Origin of the sequence: Stappia indica (genome assembly GCF_020177335.1) — a bacterium.
Classification (GTDB): domain Bacteria; phylum Pseudomonadota; class Alphaproteobacteria; order Rhizobiales; family Stappiaceae; genus Stappia; species Stappia indica_B.
Genome location: NZ_JAIVMG010000007.1, coordinates 181274 through 194694, shown reverse-complemented (window position 1 = coordinate 194694; position 13421 = coordinate 181274). Strand labels below are relative to the sequence as shown.

The following is a 13421-nucleotide window of genomic DNA, read 5'->3' as shown; positions in this document are numbered from 1 at the left end:
CCGGCGCGCGGCCTAGCTCTGGCCTGTCCGCCGGGAGGGGGCCGGATCGGCGAAGGCGGGAGACCCGTCGGCGGGAAGGGTCATCGGCCGCCCGAACAGGAAGCCTTGCACCTTGTCGCAACCGGCGGCGCGCAGAAGGGCGACCTGGTCCTCACTCTCGACCCCCTCGGCGGTGATCGTCACGTCGAGCGAGCGTCCAAGGCCGACAATCGAGGCGACAATCGCATCGGTCGTCGGGTTCTTGCCGAGGGTGGCGACGAAGGAGCGGTCGATCTTGATGGTGTCGAAGGGAAAGCGCGAAAGATAGCTGAGGCTGGAATAGCCGGTGCCGAAATCGTCCATGGCGACCGAAACCCCCATCTCGCGGATCGTGCCCAGGGTGGAGACCACCGCGTCGGTGTCGGAAATCAGCAGGCTTTCGGTGATCTCGATTTCCAGGCGCTGGGGGGGCAGGCCGCTGGCCTCAAGCGCCTCGCTGACCCGCTGTTCGGTCTTGCCGGGCCGGAACTGGGCCGGCGAGACATTGACCGAGATGGTCAGGTGATCCTCGTGCCAGGCGGCGGCCTCCTGACAGGCGCGCAGCAGCACCCAGGAACCGATTTCCTCGATCAGGCCGGCATCCTCGGCGATGGGAATGAACACCGTCGGCGAGATCGTGCCCTTTTCCGGATGCTCCCAGCGCAGCAGCGTCTCGTATCCGGTCAGGCTGCGGTCCCGCAGGGAGAATTGCGGCTGGTACAACAGCCGGAACTGATCCTGCTTCAACGCCTTGCGCAGGTCCATCTCCAGCGCCTTGCGCCGCTTCGCATCGGCGTCCATGTCGGCGGTATACCAGATGAAGGTGCCGCGCCCGCTGTGCTTCGCCCGGTAGAGCGCCAGATCCGCGCAATGCAAAACCCGTGACGCCCGCCAGGCGGCGTCCCTGGCTTGGGCAACACCGATCGACAGCGAGATCGGCAGTTCGCGGCCGTCGATCTGTGTCGGCGTCCGGGTCGCGGCGATCATCGCGGCGGCATAGCGGGTCACCTCCTCGCGGTCGCCGCCGTTCGCCAGCAGCACGGCGAATTCGTCGCCCGACAGGCGGGCGACCAGATGGTTTCCGAAGGTCGCGGTGAGCCGGTCGGCGATGACCTGCAGGAACAGGTCACCCACCGCATGGCCATGGGTGTCGTTGACCTCCTTGAACTTGTCGACATCGACCAGCATGACGGCGATGTCGGTCGCCTTGGACTGGGAGATCCGCAAGGCCTCGTTCAGCTTGGTGCTGAACACGGTGCGGTTCGGCAGGCCGGTCAGGGCATCGTGATGTGCAAGGAACTGGATCGTCTGGCTGGCTTCGAGCCGGTCGCGAAAGCGGATCCAGACGAACAGTCCGGCCAGCAGCATGGCAGCGAAGCACATGGCCAGCACGATGATGATGCCCTTCTTGACCACATCGCCGAGGAATTCTCCGGTGGTCGCCTGGTTGAAGGACAGCAGCATCGCGCCGACAGGTCCGTTCTCGCCCGGCAGCGGCAAAGCCAGCAATGTCGGCTCGGCCTGGTCGGTGAAGAGATTGTCTGAGATGAACACCTGTGGCTTGCCGGAGGCCTGGAGCTCACGCAACAGCGATGCAAGCCGGTCGGCCGGAATGGCGTCCATGACCTGCGGTTCGGCGGGAATGATGGTTTCTGACCCAAGCGCGGTGTCGACCGGTCCTTGACCGAACCAGATCACCGCAAGGGTGCGCACGGTTTCATGCATCTCTATGTGTCGCATGAAGCTGGCAAGATCGCTGTTCGACATGTCTTGTGTGAACAGCGGCCTGTGGCCCTGAGCAGCAAGGGAGTCCGCGTCGAGCGTCTGGCGCAGGCCATTTTCGGAGAGCGGGCGGGGGGCGTTTGTCTGCCCGTTCTGAAGGACCCGTTCGAGGTGTCCCAGTTCCTCGGTCAGGCGTGCGGCGGCCTCCCGGGCATCGCGGGTGTACAGGGCATGGGAGAAGAAATAATTGGTCGCCTGGATTGCCGCTGCGAAAAGGGCGACGATCAGGATGCCAATTGCTATGCCGTAGATCGGCTTGAGGGTCCGCAAGATAGGCCTGTTCCGCGAAGGGGTTGTATTTCCTATAGAGTTGCAAGGCACTATGACAGGGCAAGGTTTCCAGACCGTGAAACGGCTTCGAATGGGGAAAAACGGCGACCAGTCGGGGTTCGCAGGGCTTGGTTGCGGGAAAGCGAGGACAGGATGAGCGACGGACGGAAAACCCGGATCGAAACCGACTCGATGGGCGAGGTGGCGGTTCCCGCCGATCGCTACTGGGGCGCGCAGACCCAGCGGTCGCTGCATCACTTTTCCATTGGCAGCGAGAAGATCCCGCTGGAAGTCATCCACGCCCTGGCGCAGGTGAAGCGGGCGGCGGCGGTCGCCAACCGCGCGCTTGGCGTGTTGCCGGCGCGGATCGCCGACCTGGTCGTGGCGGCGGCGGATGAGGTGATCGATGGCCGGCTCGACGATCATTTCCCCTTGCATGTGTGGATGACCGGCTCCGGCACCCAGGCGAACATGAATGTCAATGAGGTGATCGCCAACCGGGCGATCGAACTGGCCAGCGGCACCATCGGGTCCAAGGATCCGGTGCATCCCAACGATCACGTCAACCGTTCGCAATCGTCCAACGATGTGTTCCCGACCGCGCTGAATGTCTCGGCGGCATTGATGATCGAGACCCGGCTGCGGCCGGCGCTGGTCGGCCTGCGCGATGCGCTGGAGGAAAAGGCGGTCGCCTGGCGCGATCTGGTAAAGATTGGCCGCACCCATATGCAGGATGCGGTGCCGGTGACCCTCGGGCAGGAGTTTTCCGGCTATGTCGGTATGCTGGACGACAATCTGGAGCGGCTCGCCTTCGCCCGGCAGGGCTTGATGCGGCTGGCGCTGGGCGGCACGGCGGTCGGCACCGGCCTCAACGCGCCGAAGGGCTTTGCCGTGGCCGCCACCGCCGCGCTGGCCCGGCGGACGGGGCTGGCGTTCGAGCCGGCGCCGAACTTCTTCACGGTGATGGGCGCCCATGACGCGGCAGTGATGGCCTCCGGCGTGCTGCGGACGCTGGCGGTGTCGCTCTACAAGATCGCCAGCGACATTCGCCTTCTGGCCTGCGGCCCGCGCGCCGGCTTCGGCGAATTGCGCCTGCCGGAAAACGAGCCGGGCTCCTCGATCATGCCGGGCAAGGTCAACCCGACCCAATGCGAGGCGCTGACCATGCTGGCGACCCAGGTGATGGGGATGGATGTGGCGACCGGCTTCGCCGGCGCTGGCGGTGCGCTGGAGATGAACGTCTACAAGCCGATGATGGCCTACAACCTGATCGAAGCCTGCCGGATGATGGCCGACGGGATGACCAATTTCACCGCGTTCGCCATCCGCGGCATGGAGGCGGATGAGGCGCGCCTTGCCGAGACGGTGGAGCGGTCCTTGATGCTGGTCACGCCGCTCGCCCCGGTGATCGGCTACGACAAGGCGGCGGAAATCGCCCATCGCGCGCACCATGGCGGCGGCACCTTGCGCGAGGCGGCACTGGAGCTGGGTTATGTCACCGCCGAGGAGTTCGACCGGATCGTCGATCCGGCGGCGATGACCGGCCAGCGCAAGGGGCGGGGCTGATCAACCGCAGGCCCAGCTGTGGCAAAATGCCGGTGCGGCGGCGTGATTGCCGGTGGGAAAATCTGCTAGGAAGGCGGTGAGTGCGGCGCGCGAATCGGGAGAGGACCATGGACGGAAAGGTGGTGTTGCTGACGGCAGCCGGCAGCGGCATGGGGGCGGAGATTGCCCGGCATCTGGCGAATGAGGGTGCGCGGGTCGCGATCCTTTCCTCATCCGGGCGCGGTGCGGAGCTCGCCACCGCGCTTGGCGGCTACGGTCATACCGGTTCGAACCTTGACCCTGCGGATCTTGCAGCCTTCGTCGACGGCGCCAAGGCGCATTTCGGCCGGATCGATGCGGTGGTGAACAGCGCCGGGCATGGGCCGAAGGGCGATCTTCTGTCGATCTCCGACGAAGACTGGCACCTTGGCATGGACTATTACCTGCTCAACGTGGTGCGCATGTGCCGGCTGGTGACGCCGGTGTTCGAGGAAGGCGGCGGCGGGGCAATCGTCAACATCTCCACCTTCGCCGCATTCGAACCGGAGGAGAGCTTCCCCACATCAGGGGTGTTCCGGGCAGGGCTTGCCGCCTTTACCAAGCTCTATTGCGACCGCTATGCCGAGGCTGGCGTCCGCATGAACAACGTGCTGCCAGGCTTCATCGACAGCCTGCCGGAGAAGGAAGACCGGCGCGCCCGCATCCCGATGGGACGCTATGGCACGGTGGGCGAGATTGCGGCCACGACCGCGTTCCTGCTGTCGGAGGGCGCCGGGTATATCACCGGGCAGAACCTCAGGGTCGACGGCGGCGTCACCCGGTCGGTGTAGGTCGGAAACGGGCATGACCATCTGGGACAGGATCAGCGCCGTGGTATCGGCGATCGGCGCGGGCGGCGTGCAGGTGGTCGACCGGCTGGTGCAGTTCATCGTCAATGCGGGGGATGGGCGCACCGGCGACCGCTCGGTCGCCTTCACGGTAGCGATGATCGCGCTGTCGGCGAAGATGGCCAAGGCGGATGGTGTCGTGACGGGGGATGAGGAGATCGCCTTTCTCGATGTGTTCGACATTCCCGCCGGCGAGGAGCGCAATGTGGCGCGGCTGTTCAACCTCGCCAAGCAGGATGTGGCCGGGTTCGAGACCTATGCCCAGCGGCTCGCGGCGCTGTTTCCCGACGACCCGGAAACCCGCGTCGACATTCTCGATGTGCTGTTCCACATCGCCAAGGCCGACGGGGTGGTGCACGAACACGAATTGGCCTACCTGCGCCGGGTGGGGGAGATCTTCGGGCTCGATGCCCGCGCCTTCAACCAGCTTCTCGCCCGGCACACCCGCGGCGGCGGCGACCCCTACCGGGTGCTCGGCCTTGATGAGACCGTTCCGACGGAGGAGCTGCGCCGCCACTATCGCCGTCTGGTGGGGGAAACCCATCCGGATCGGCTGATCGCGCGCGGTGTGCCGGAGGAGTTCGTGAAGATTGCCAATGACCGGCTGGCGGCGCTCAATGCCGCCTATGCCCAGATCGCGGCGGAGCGCCGCCTGTAAGGACTGTCCATGGGACTGAAGAGCGACACTGGAGTGAACGGCGTGCGGATGCGGCCGTCGCCGAACCACAATGAACGTCCGGCCGGATCGGCCATCGACATGCTGCTCTTGCACTATACCGGCATGAAGAGCGCGGAAGAGGCGTTGCAGCGGCTGTGCGATCCGCGTGCCGAGGTCTCCAGCCACTATCTGGTGGAGGAGGACGGGACGATCTGGCAACTGGTGCCGGAGGCGCGCCGGGCCTGGCATGCGGGGGCGTCGTGCTGGAAGGGCGAACGGGATGTCAACGGTTGCTCGATCGGCATCGAGATCGTCAATCCCGGTCATGAATTCGGCTACCGGCCGTTTCCGGAAGCGCAGATCGAAGCGCTCATCGGACTGTGCCGGGATATCCTCGCCCGGCACGCGATCCCGGCGGAGCGGGTGCTGGCCCATTCGGACGTGGCGCCTTCGCGCAAGGAGGATCCGGGCGAGCTGTTTCCCTGGGGCCGGCTTGCCGCCGAAGGGATCGGGCTTTGGGACGAGCCGTCGCCTATCTCCGGCGGGCGGTTCTTTCAGGCCGGCGATGCCGGCCAGCCGGTCGAGGCGCTGCAATCCATGCTTGCCCTGTTCGGCTATGACGTGTCCGTCGACGGTCGGTTCGAGGCGCGCACGCAAGCGGCGGTTGCCGCGTTCCAGCGCCATTTCCGGCCCGAGAGGGTCGATGGCGTCGCGGATATGTCCACCATCGAGACATTGCACCGGTTGCTGACGAAGCTGCCGTCGCTGACCTAGGCGTGTGGTCGGGCGGGTCCCGGCCTCATCTGCCGGCTCGATGGCGCGGCGTTGTGCCGTGACGGCATCAGGCTTTGGCCACAGGATCGCGCGCATCCAGCCCCATTGTCGCCATATGCGGAGACAATGGCCGATTTTCGCCGTTTTTTCCTGAGTTTTTCGTAATATTTCGTGATTTGCAGGGTCGGATTTTCGACCCATCCCCCCGTCATACCCCGCCGCCTATCCACAGACGGACGAAAAAGGTCAGGCTATATGACGATGACACGACACGCGCCGCGTGCCGCAGCACTCCTTCTTGCGCTCGGGCTTGGCGCCTGCCAAACCGTGAATGTCGCAACCACGACCGTGGATCCGGCGATCCTCTCGGGCGGCGGCGGGGCGAAGGCCTACGACGCGCTGATCCGCAAGGAGGCGCGCAGCCACGGAATTCCGGTGAAACTTGCTCATGCGATCGTCAAGGTCGAGAGCAACTACAATCCGAAGGCGCGCGGCCGTGCCGGCGAAATCGGGCTGATGCAGATCAAGCCGGCGACGGCGCGCGGTGAAGGCTTCCGCGGCAAGACCTCGAAGCTGTACGATCCGCAGACCAACATCAAATACGGCATGAAGTATCTGGCCGGCGCCCACAAGCGGGCGGGCGGCGATATCTGCGGCACGGTGCTGCGCTACAACGCGGGGCATTACGCCAAGCGGATGAACCCGATCAGCAAGCGCTACTGCAGCAAGGTCCACCGGATCCTCAAGGGCAAATCCTGAACAAGAGCGGGGGCGATGCCGCCGGTGAGCCCGGCGGCGGCTGTCAGGTCGACCGGTTCGGCGCGGTCTCCGCGCCCGGCGTTTCCTGCAGGCCCTCAAGCGAGGCCGGCCGTTCGATACCTGCGCCAAGGCGCGGGTCGTCATCGACGGCGGTCACTGTCTCCGCGAGGTGGACAACCCCGGCCCAGACCGGCAGGGCATAGTCCTCCTCGTCATCGATTGGCGGTCCATCGCGCATCTTCATGGTGAGATGCTCGATATCGAGCGCAAGCACGCCGGTGGACCGGCGTTCCTTTTCGCTCATGGGCCGCACTTCGCCCCATCGCCCCGGCAGCATGTGATCCGTCAGGGCGATGAGTGCATCTTCCTTTTCCCGTGCATCGGTGACATGCCGCGCCTGGCCATGGGCCACGACCGAACGATAGTTCATGGAATGGTGGAACGCGGAGCGGGCGATCACCAGCCCGTCGAGCAGGGTCACGCTCAGGCAGATCGGGGCGCTGTCGTCCATGCCCTTGATGATTCGCGTGGCCTTGGCGCCATGCAGGTAGAGCCGCTCGCCGATGCGGGCGTAGATCATCGGGATGACCATCGGCCGTCCCTCGGCAACGAACCCCACATGACCGACCCTGCCGGCGTCGAGCACCGCATGGGCCGCCTCCCGTTCGCCGACGGCGCGCTTGCCGACGCGGACCTTGGCGAAGGCCGGTGCGGCGGCGTCGCGGGCCGTGGCGCCCTTTTTCTTGTCTGACATGATGCGTGTCCCCTTTCTGGTTTCGGGGAACTATGCCAATGAACTGGTTCTGTGTTAGGTCCACTTATTGTAAATAAACAGGGTCCGGTTCATGTTGGGTGGTCTTCTGGAGCTGGAGCGCGATGGCACCTTGCCGTTGCCGGAGCAGATCTATCGCGGCTTGCGGGCGGCGATTTCCGCCGGGCGGGTGGCTTCCGGAGACCGGTTGCCCTCCAGCCGCGCCCTGGCGGCCTCGCTCGACGTTTCGCGCAACACGGTCAATGCCGCTTATGAGCTTCTGGCGGCGGAGGGGGTGGTCACCGTCCGCTCGGGGGCGGCGCCACGGGTTGCCGCCCTCGACGCACCGGAACGGGTCGGATTGAGTGTGCCGGCGGAGCAGGAGGGGCCTGGGCTCTCCCGGCGCGGGCTGGAGATCGCCGCGACCCGCCGGGCGTCCGAGGGGCGCCGGGTGGAGGGGCGGTTGCAGCCCGGCGTTCCGGCGCTCGACTGCTACCCGGTCGACGGCTGGGCGCGGACCCTGCGCCGGGCGGCGCGAACCTTGCGCGGCGGCGCGCTGTACTATGAAGAGCTCGCCGGATATGCGCCGCTGCGTCGGACCTTGGCCGCCTATCTGTCGCGGGAGCGGGGCTTGCGCGTGCGGGCGGAGCAGATCCTGGTCACCCCATCCACCCAGGCGAGCCTCTATCTCTTGGCAAATGCCCTGGCCGATCCGGGAGAGGTCGCCTGGCTGGAGGATCCGGGATACCTCGGCGCGCGCGCGGCCTTCACAGCGGCCGGGTTGGCGATCCGGGCGATGCCGGTTGACGAACAGGGGGCGGATCCGGGCGCCATGGCAGCGGCGCCGCGTCCGCGCCTGATCTATGTCACGCCGTCGCATCAGTACCCGCTCGGGCTGCGCATGTCGTTGCCGCGCCGGCTGCGGCTTCTTGAGGTGGCGCGCAGCGCCGGGGCGGTGGTGCTGGAGGATGACTACGACAGCGAATTCCTGTTCACCGGCCGGCCGATCGCGGCGTTGCAGGGGCTGAGTTCGGCCTCGCAGACCGTTTATCTCGGCACCTTCGCCAAGAGCATGATGCCAAGCTTGCGAGTGGCCTATGTCGTGGTGCCGCCGCAGCTTGTCGCGCCCCTGCGTTCGGTCCAGCACAACACCGGCGCCTTCGCCAATGTGGCGACCCAGGCGGCCCTGGCCGATTTCATCGAGCGCGGGCACTACCGGGCGCACCTGAAGCGCATCCGCGCGGTGTATCAGCAGCGGGGCGATGCGCTGGTGGGGGCGCTGCGGGCCGAGCTTGGCAATGCCATCTCGGTTTCGCTGCCGGCGGGCGGTATTCAGCTCTCCTTGCGTTTTGCGCCGGAGGTGGATGACGCGGCGATTGCCGCCGATCTCAACGGGCAGGGCTACGCCGTCTCGCCCCTGTCGCGTTACACCCTGGAAGCGCCGCTCTCCGGTCTGGTGGTGGGGTTTGCCGCGGCGACGCTGGAGGATGTTCGCGGCGGCGCGGCTGCCATCGCCGCGGCGCTGCGCCGGGCCGGGGTCGTGGACAAGGCTTGACCGACGCCCCGGCGCGGCCTACCTGTCGCGGGTCAGCCGGCCGGACGGCCGCTCCCGCAAGCGCGGAAACGCCGCGGGGGAGGAAAGTCCGGGCTCCACGGAAACACGGTGCCGGGTAACACCCGGCGGGGGCGACCCCAGGGAAAGTGCCACAGAAAGCAAACCGCCCCGGGCGATCCGCCAAGGGGTAAGGGTGAAAGGGTGGGGTAAGAGCCCACCGCGCGACCGGTAACGGAAGCGGCACGGTAAACCCCACCGGGAGCAAGACCGAATAGGGGCGGCATGGGATCCTCGCGATCCCCGTCGGTTTCCAGGCCAGCCGCCCGGGTTGGTTGCGTGAGGCGCTCGGCAACGAGCGTCCCAGATGAATGGTCGTCACGTACGGCGGGTCTCCCGCCGTGCCTTACAAAACCCGGCTTACAGGCCGGCTGACATTTTCTCCTTCTTCTTCAGCATGTTCGCGAAAGTCCCCGGTTTTCCGGGGCGTTCGCGCGCGCGGTTTTCAGCGCCAGGCGGCCTGGAAACCCAATCTTAAGGTTAACAGTGGATAACTTTCCGGTGGTGCAAGCTGCGCCGAGGGGAGGGGGCTGATTCCATTGGATTCCATTGACGCCCATGAGGTCCCATGTTATCCCAAATCATCCCGTTTCGAGCTGCTGCGTCCCAGCTAGTCCGGCCCTTCGGGCCAAGGTGTTGGCAGAGCGTCCGGCGGGATTTTGCCGTGTATCGCATCAGTCTGTCCGTTGATCGGGAGATTTGCAGGAGCCGGGCCGGGTGTGTCCGGACGTGGGGCGAGGGGTTTTATGGCCGGCTTCGTGTCGCACTACACAAATCGGCTCGATGCCAAGGGGCGGGTCTCCGTTCCCGCGCCGTTTCGGCAGGCGCTCGCACGCGATGGCTACGAAGGGCTCTACTGCTTCCCCTCCCTGCATCAGCCAGCGGTGGATGCGGGCGGGCATCAGCTGGTGGCGGAAATCCAGAAGCGGCTCGATGGTCTGGCAACCCTGACCGAGGATCACGATGCGCTGTCGACGGCGCTGTTCGGCGCGAGCGAAACCTTGAAGATAGATGGGGACGGGCGGATCATGCTCTCCGAAATGATCCGTGCGCATGCCGGGATCGCCGATCAGGTGACCTTTGTCGGTCAGGGCTACAAATTTCAGATATGGCATCCGGACGGGTTCCGCGCACATCGCGCGGAGGCGATGAAGCGCGCCATGTCCTTGTTGTCGTCGGCGGCCAGGCCCGCCGGCGAGGGGGCGTGACGATGTCCGCCGTTCACGGCGAGGGCGCGCAACCGCATGTTCCGGTGATGCTTGCGGAGGTTCTGGAGGCGATGCAGCCCGGGCCGGGCTGCGTCGTCGTCGATGGGACCTTCGGTGCCGGTGGCTACACCCGGGCGATCCTGCGCGCTGGGGCGGAGGTGATCGCCATCGATCGGGACCCCAATGCGATTGCCGCCGGGCAGGACCTCGTCGCCGCCGAGGCTGGTCGGCTGACCCTGGTTGCCGGACGATTTTCGCAGATGGATGCGCATGTGGCCGCGCTCGGTCGGTTGTCCGTGGATGCGGTGGTTCTCGATCTCGGGGTTTCCTCGATGCAGCTCGATCAGGCCGAGCGGGGGTTCTCCTTCCGCAGCGACGGGCCGCTCGACATGCGGATGGAACAGGCCGGGCCGTCGGCCGCCGATGTGGTCAATCATCTGCCGCAGAAGGACCTGACCCGCGTCATTGGCCTTCTCGGTGAGGAAAAGCGGGCTTCCGCCGTCTCGCGGGCCATCGCCGAGCGGCGCAAGGAGCGTCCGTTTGCCCGGACCGCCGATCTGGCGGCGCTGGTGGAGAAGGTGGTGAAACGGCCGCCGCGCGGTCGTCAGATCCATCCCGCGACACGCACCTTCCAGGCCTTGCGGATCTATGTGAATGGCGAGTTGAACGAGGTTGCCGAGGCGCTTGGCGCCGCCGAGCGGGTGTTGCGCCCCGGTGGGCGGCTGGTGGTGGTGACCTTCCACAGCCTTGAGGACCGCATCGTCAAGCGCTTCTTCGCCGACCGCAGCCGCACCCGGGCGGGCGGCTCGCGCCATCTGCCGGAAGGGGAGGTGCCGCCGGCGACCTTCGAGCTGATCGGGCGTGGTGCGCGCGACCCGGGCGAGGCGGAGGTGGAGGCCAATCCGCGGGCGCGATCGGCCAGGCTGCGGGCGGGGGTGCGAACCGAAGCGCCGGCGCGCGATCTCGATCTGTCCATGCTCGGGGTGCCGCGTCTGGCGCCTCTTGGCGATGCGGGGGAGTGACATGATGACCCGCTACATGAATCTTCTGCTCGTCATTGGCGTCCTGATCGCGGCGGCGATGGTCTACGACATGAAGCATGATGCCGAACGCTCGGCCGAGCGGGTGGCGGAGCTTCAGCGGCAGATCGAAGAGGAGCGGGAGCGGTTGCAGCTCCTGCGGGCCGAGTGGAGCCTGCTCAACGATCCGAGCCGCCTGCAGACGCTGGTCGAGCGCTACAATGATCGCCTGCAGCTCGTTCCGCTCGAGGTCGACCAGATCACGCCGATCGAGAACGTTCCGGCGCGGCCGGTGCAGCTGGCGCCGATCAACGGATCGGCGACGCTGGGCGGATATGCCGGCGCCGCGCCGGTGGTGAGGTAGGAGGGCGATATGGAAGACGCTCGTCCGGTGTCCTTTTTGCAGCGCCGCACCCATCGTGAGCGCCACGCGCCCCGTCCGCCGTCGGCCCGGGCGGGAAGGTCGCGCGTCGTCATGGCGATGGGCATGTTCGCGCTGGTGTATCTGGCCATCGGCGGACGGCTCGTGCTGCTGGGCATGAGCGAGCCGACCGAGGCGGCCCATTACATCTCGGCCAAGGAGAGCGTTGCCGCCTCGCGGCCCGATCTCGTCGACCGCAACGGCCAGATTCTTGCCACCGACATCAAGACCGCGTCGCTCTATGCCGAGCCGCGCAAGATCCTCGACGTCGATGAGGCGATGGAAGGCATCGCCAGCGTGCTGCCGGAGCTGAACAGCGACACGGTGCGCCGCCGGCTGGCGAGCAAGGCGGGCTTCATCTGGCTGAAGCGGGAACTCACACCGCGTCAGCGGGTGGCGCTGCATGACCTTGGCATTCCGGGGCTCGGATTCCTTGAGGAAAACAGTCGTTTCTATCCTGGCGGTCCCACTGCCAGCCACATCGTCGGCTCGGTGAACATCGACAACCAGGGCATCTCCGGCATGGAGCTGGCCGTGGACCGTTCCGGCTTGGGCGATCTTCAGGCGCTCGGCTTTGCCCGGGACCGGCCGATGGAGCCGGTGGCGCTGTCGATCGACCTGCGTGCGCAACATGTGGTTCGGGACGAATTGTCCAAGGCGCTGGAGCGGTACCAGGCGATTGCCGGCATCGGCGTTGTGCTCGACGTGGACACCGGCGAGGTGATCGCCATGTCCTCCCTGCCCGATTTCGACCCGAACGACCGCAGTCAGGCGCTGGACAGCAACCGGTTCAACCGCGCTTCGGGCGGTGTGTTCGAAATGGGCTCGGTGTTCAAGGGCTTCACCGTTGCCATGGCGCTCGACAGCGGCAAGGTGACGATGGACGACAGCTTCGATGCCACCCGGCCGCTCCGGGTCGGGCGGCGGACGATCAACGACTTTCACGGCAAGCGCCGGATCCTGTCGGTGGCCGAGACCTTCATCTATTCCTCCAACATCGGCACGGCGAAGATGATGCTCGCCGCCGGGGTGGCGACGCAGAAGGCGTTCATGGAGCGGCTCGGCCTCACCAGCCGGCTGAAGACGGAACTGCCGGAGGTGGCGACGCCGCTGCTGCCGCCGAAGTGGAACGAGCTGGCGGCGATGACCATCTCCTTCGGGCATGGCATTTCCGTCACGCCGCTGCAAACGGCGGTGGCCACCGCCGCGCTGGTCAATGGTGGGCGGCTGATCCCGCCGACCTTCAAGCCGCGCAGCCGGGAAGAGGCCGAGGCGCTGGAAACGCGGGTGATCGATGAGCGGACCAGCGCGATCATGCGGTATCTGTTCCGGCTGAACGTGATGTCCGGCTCGGGGCGCCGGGCCAAGGTTCCCGGCTATGTGGTCGGCGGCAAGACCGGGACGGCGGAAAAGATCGAGAATGGGCGCTATGTATCCAACAAGCGCCGCAATTCTTTCCTTTCTGCCTTCCCAATGGACAAGCCGCGCTACGTGGTTCTCGTCGTGCTCGACGAACCCAAGCCGGAGCGAAAGGGAATTGGCGCCACTGCGGGTCTCAACACCGCGCCGGTCACCTCGGCGATCATTCGCCGGATCGCGCCGATGCTGGGCGTGTTGCCGAAGTTCGGAGACGAAAGCGAGACGATCTCGATAGCCTATTGACCGGATCCGCGCGGAACGGGGTCGCACCAAAGTTCCGACGGGTTCAGATGACGAT

The 13421-nt window shown here is 66.3% G+C and carries 12 protein-coding genes and 1 other RNA gene; 11 read left to right on the top strand and 2 right to left on the bottom strand.

Going from position 1 to position 13421, the window contains the following annotated elements; translation table 11 throughout:
- Window positions 1-12: 12 nt before the first annotated feature.
- Window positions 13-2070 (bottom strand): putative bifunctional diguanylate cyclase/phosphodiesterase, encoded by a 2058-nt coding sequence (locus LC062_RS11555; RefSeq protein ID WP_224911177.1) that lies wholly within the window; start codon window positions 2068-2070, stop codon window positions 13-15.
- Window positions 2071-2223: 153 nt separating this feature from the next.
- On the opposite strand from LC062_RS11555, the gene fumC reads away from it, so the two are divergent.
- The 5 genes from fumC to LC062_RS11530 all read left to right on the top strand — a co-directional run bounded on the left by fumC (window position 2224) and on the right by LC062_RS11530 (window position 6693).
- The gene (gene fumC, locus LC062_RS11550) at window positions 2224-3636 is read left to right on the top strand and encodes a class II fumarate hydratase (protein ID WP_224911176.1); all 1413 of its coding nucleotides are present in this window, start codon (window positions 2224-2226) and stop codon (window positions 3634-3636) included.
- 107 nt (window positions 3637-3743) lie between these two features.
- On the top strand, window positions 3744-4445 hold the full coding sequence (locus LC062_RS11545) for an SDR family oxidoreductase (protein ID WP_224911175.1): 702 nt from the start codon (window positions 3744-3746) through the stop codon (window positions 4443-4445).
- Between the two features lie 13 nt (window positions 4446-4458).
- The gene (locus LC062_RS11540) at window positions 4459-5160 is read left to right on the top strand and encodes a J domain-containing protein (protein WP_181759306.1); all 702 of its coding nucleotides are present in this window, start codon (window positions 4459-4461) and stop codon (window positions 5158-5160) included.
- A gap of 9 nt (window positions 5161-5169) precedes the next feature.
- Window positions 5170-5934, top strand: a complete 765-nt coding sequence (locus LC062_RS11535; protein ID WP_224911174.1) for an N-acetylmuramoyl-L-alanine amidase — start codon at window positions 5170-5172, stop codon at window positions 5932-5934.
- 255 nt (window positions 5935-6189) lie between these two features.
- Entirely contained in the window at window positions 6190-6693 is a 504-nt protein-coding gene (locus LC062_RS11530; protein WP_224911173.1) for a lytic transglycosylase domain-containing protein, read from the top strand.
- A 43-nt stretch (window positions 6694-6736) separates the two neighbouring features.
- On the opposite strand, the gene LC062_RS11525 is transcribed toward LC062_RS11530, so the two are convergent.
- Window positions 6737-7447: a pyridoxamine 5'-phosphate oxidase family protein gene (locus LC062_RS11525; protein ID WP_224911172.1), complete on the bottom strand. Its 711-nt coding sequence runs from the start codon at window positions 7445-7447 to the stop codon at window positions 6737-6739.
- A gap of 91 nt (window positions 7448-7538) precedes the next feature.
- Here LC062_RS11525 and pdxR point away from each other — a divergent pair, with 91 nt between their 5' ends.
- The 6 genes from pdxR (at window position 7539) to LC062_RS11495 (ending at window position 13366) form a co-directional block, all read left to right on the top strand.
- Entirely contained in the window at window positions 7539-8999 is a 1461-nt protein-coding gene (gene pdxR / locus LC062_RS11520) for a MocR-like pyridoxine biosynthesis transcription factor PdxR (protein ID WP_224911171.1), read from the top strand.
- 32 nt (window positions 9000-9031) lie between these two features.
- Window positions 9032-9435: RNase P RNA component class A (gene rnpB / locus LC062_RS11515), an RNA gene on the top strand.
- 367 nt (window positions 9436-9802) lie between these two features.
- Window positions 9803-10264 carry a division/cell wall cluster transcriptional repressor MraZ gene (gene mraZ / locus LC062_RS11510; protein ID WP_224911170.1) on the top strand — a complete coding sequence of 154 codons (462 nt, stop codon included), beginning with the start codon at window positions 9803-9805 and terminating at the stop codon, window positions 10262-10264.
- A gap of 2 nt (window positions 10265-10266) precedes the next feature.
- Window positions 10267-11286 (top strand): 16S rRNA (cytosine(1402)-N(4))-methyltransferase RsmH, encoded by a 1020-nt coding sequence (gene rsmH / locus LC062_RS11505; RefSeq protein ID WP_224911169.1) that lies wholly within the window; start codon window positions 10267-10269, stop codon window positions 11284-11286.
- Window positions 11287-11290: 4 nt separating this feature from the next.
- Window positions 11291-11647: a cell division protein FtsL gene (ftsL, locus tag LC062_RS11500; RefSeq protein WP_224911168.1), complete on the top strand. Its 357-nt coding sequence runs from the start codon at window positions 11291-11293 to the stop codon at window positions 11645-11647.
- Between the two features lie 9 nt (window positions 11648-11656).
- Window positions 11657-13366, top strand: coding sequence for a peptidoglycan D,D-transpeptidase FtsI family protein (locus LC062_RS11495; protein WP_404829711.1), 1710 nt, complete (start codon window positions 11657-11659; stop codon window positions 13364-13366).
- Window positions 13367-13421 lie beyond the last annotated feature (55 nt).

What these genes read in the sequence shown, in the direction of transcription:
- LC062_RS11545 (WP_224911175.1), top strand. Translation starts at nt 3,744, where the DNA reads ATGGACGGAAAGGTGGTGTTGCTGACGGCAGCCGGCAGCGGCATGGGG.
- LC062_RS11530 (WP_224911173.1), top strand. Translation starts at nt 6,190, where the DNA reads ATGACGATGACACGACACGCGCCGCGTGCCGCAGCACTCCTTCTTGCG.
- pdxR (WP_224911171.1), top strand. Translation starts at nt 7,539, where the DNA reads ATGTTGGGTGGTCTTCTGGAGCTGGAGCGCGATGGCACCTTGCCGTTG.
- rsmH (WP_224911169.1), top strand. Translation starts at nt 10,267, where the DNA reads ATGTCCGCCGTTCACGGCGAGGGCGCGCAACCGCATGTTCCGGTGATG.
- fumC (WP_224911176.1), top strand. Translation starts at nt 2,224, where the DNA reads ATGAGCGACGGACGGAAAACCCGGATCGAAACCGACTCGATGGGCGAG.
- LC062_RS11525 (WP_224911172.1), bottom strand. Translation starts at nt 7,447, where the DNA reads ATGTCAGACAAGAAAAAGGGCGCCACGGCCCGCGACGCCGCCGCACCG.
- LC062_RS11540 (WP_181759306.1), top strand. Translation starts at nt 4,459, where the DNA reads ATGACCATCTGGGACAGGATCAGCGCCGTGGTATCGGCGATCGGCGCG.
- LC062_RS11495 (WP_404829711.1), top strand. Translation starts at nt 11,657, where the DNA reads ATGGAAGACGCTCGTCCGGTGTCCTTTTTGCAGCGCCGCACCCATCGT.
- mraZ (WP_224911170.1), top strand. Translation starts at nt 9,803, where the DNA reads ATGGCCGGCTTCGTGTCGCACTACACAAATCGGCTCGATGCCAAGGGG.
- ftsL (WP_224911168.1), top strand. Translation starts at nt 11,291, where the DNA reads ATGACCCGCTACATGAATCTTCTGCTCGTCATTGGCGTCCTGATCGCG.
- LC062_RS11535 (WP_224911174.1), top strand. Translation starts at nt 5,170, where the DNA reads ATGGGACTGAAGAGCGACACTGGAGTGAACGGCGTGCGGATGCGGCCG.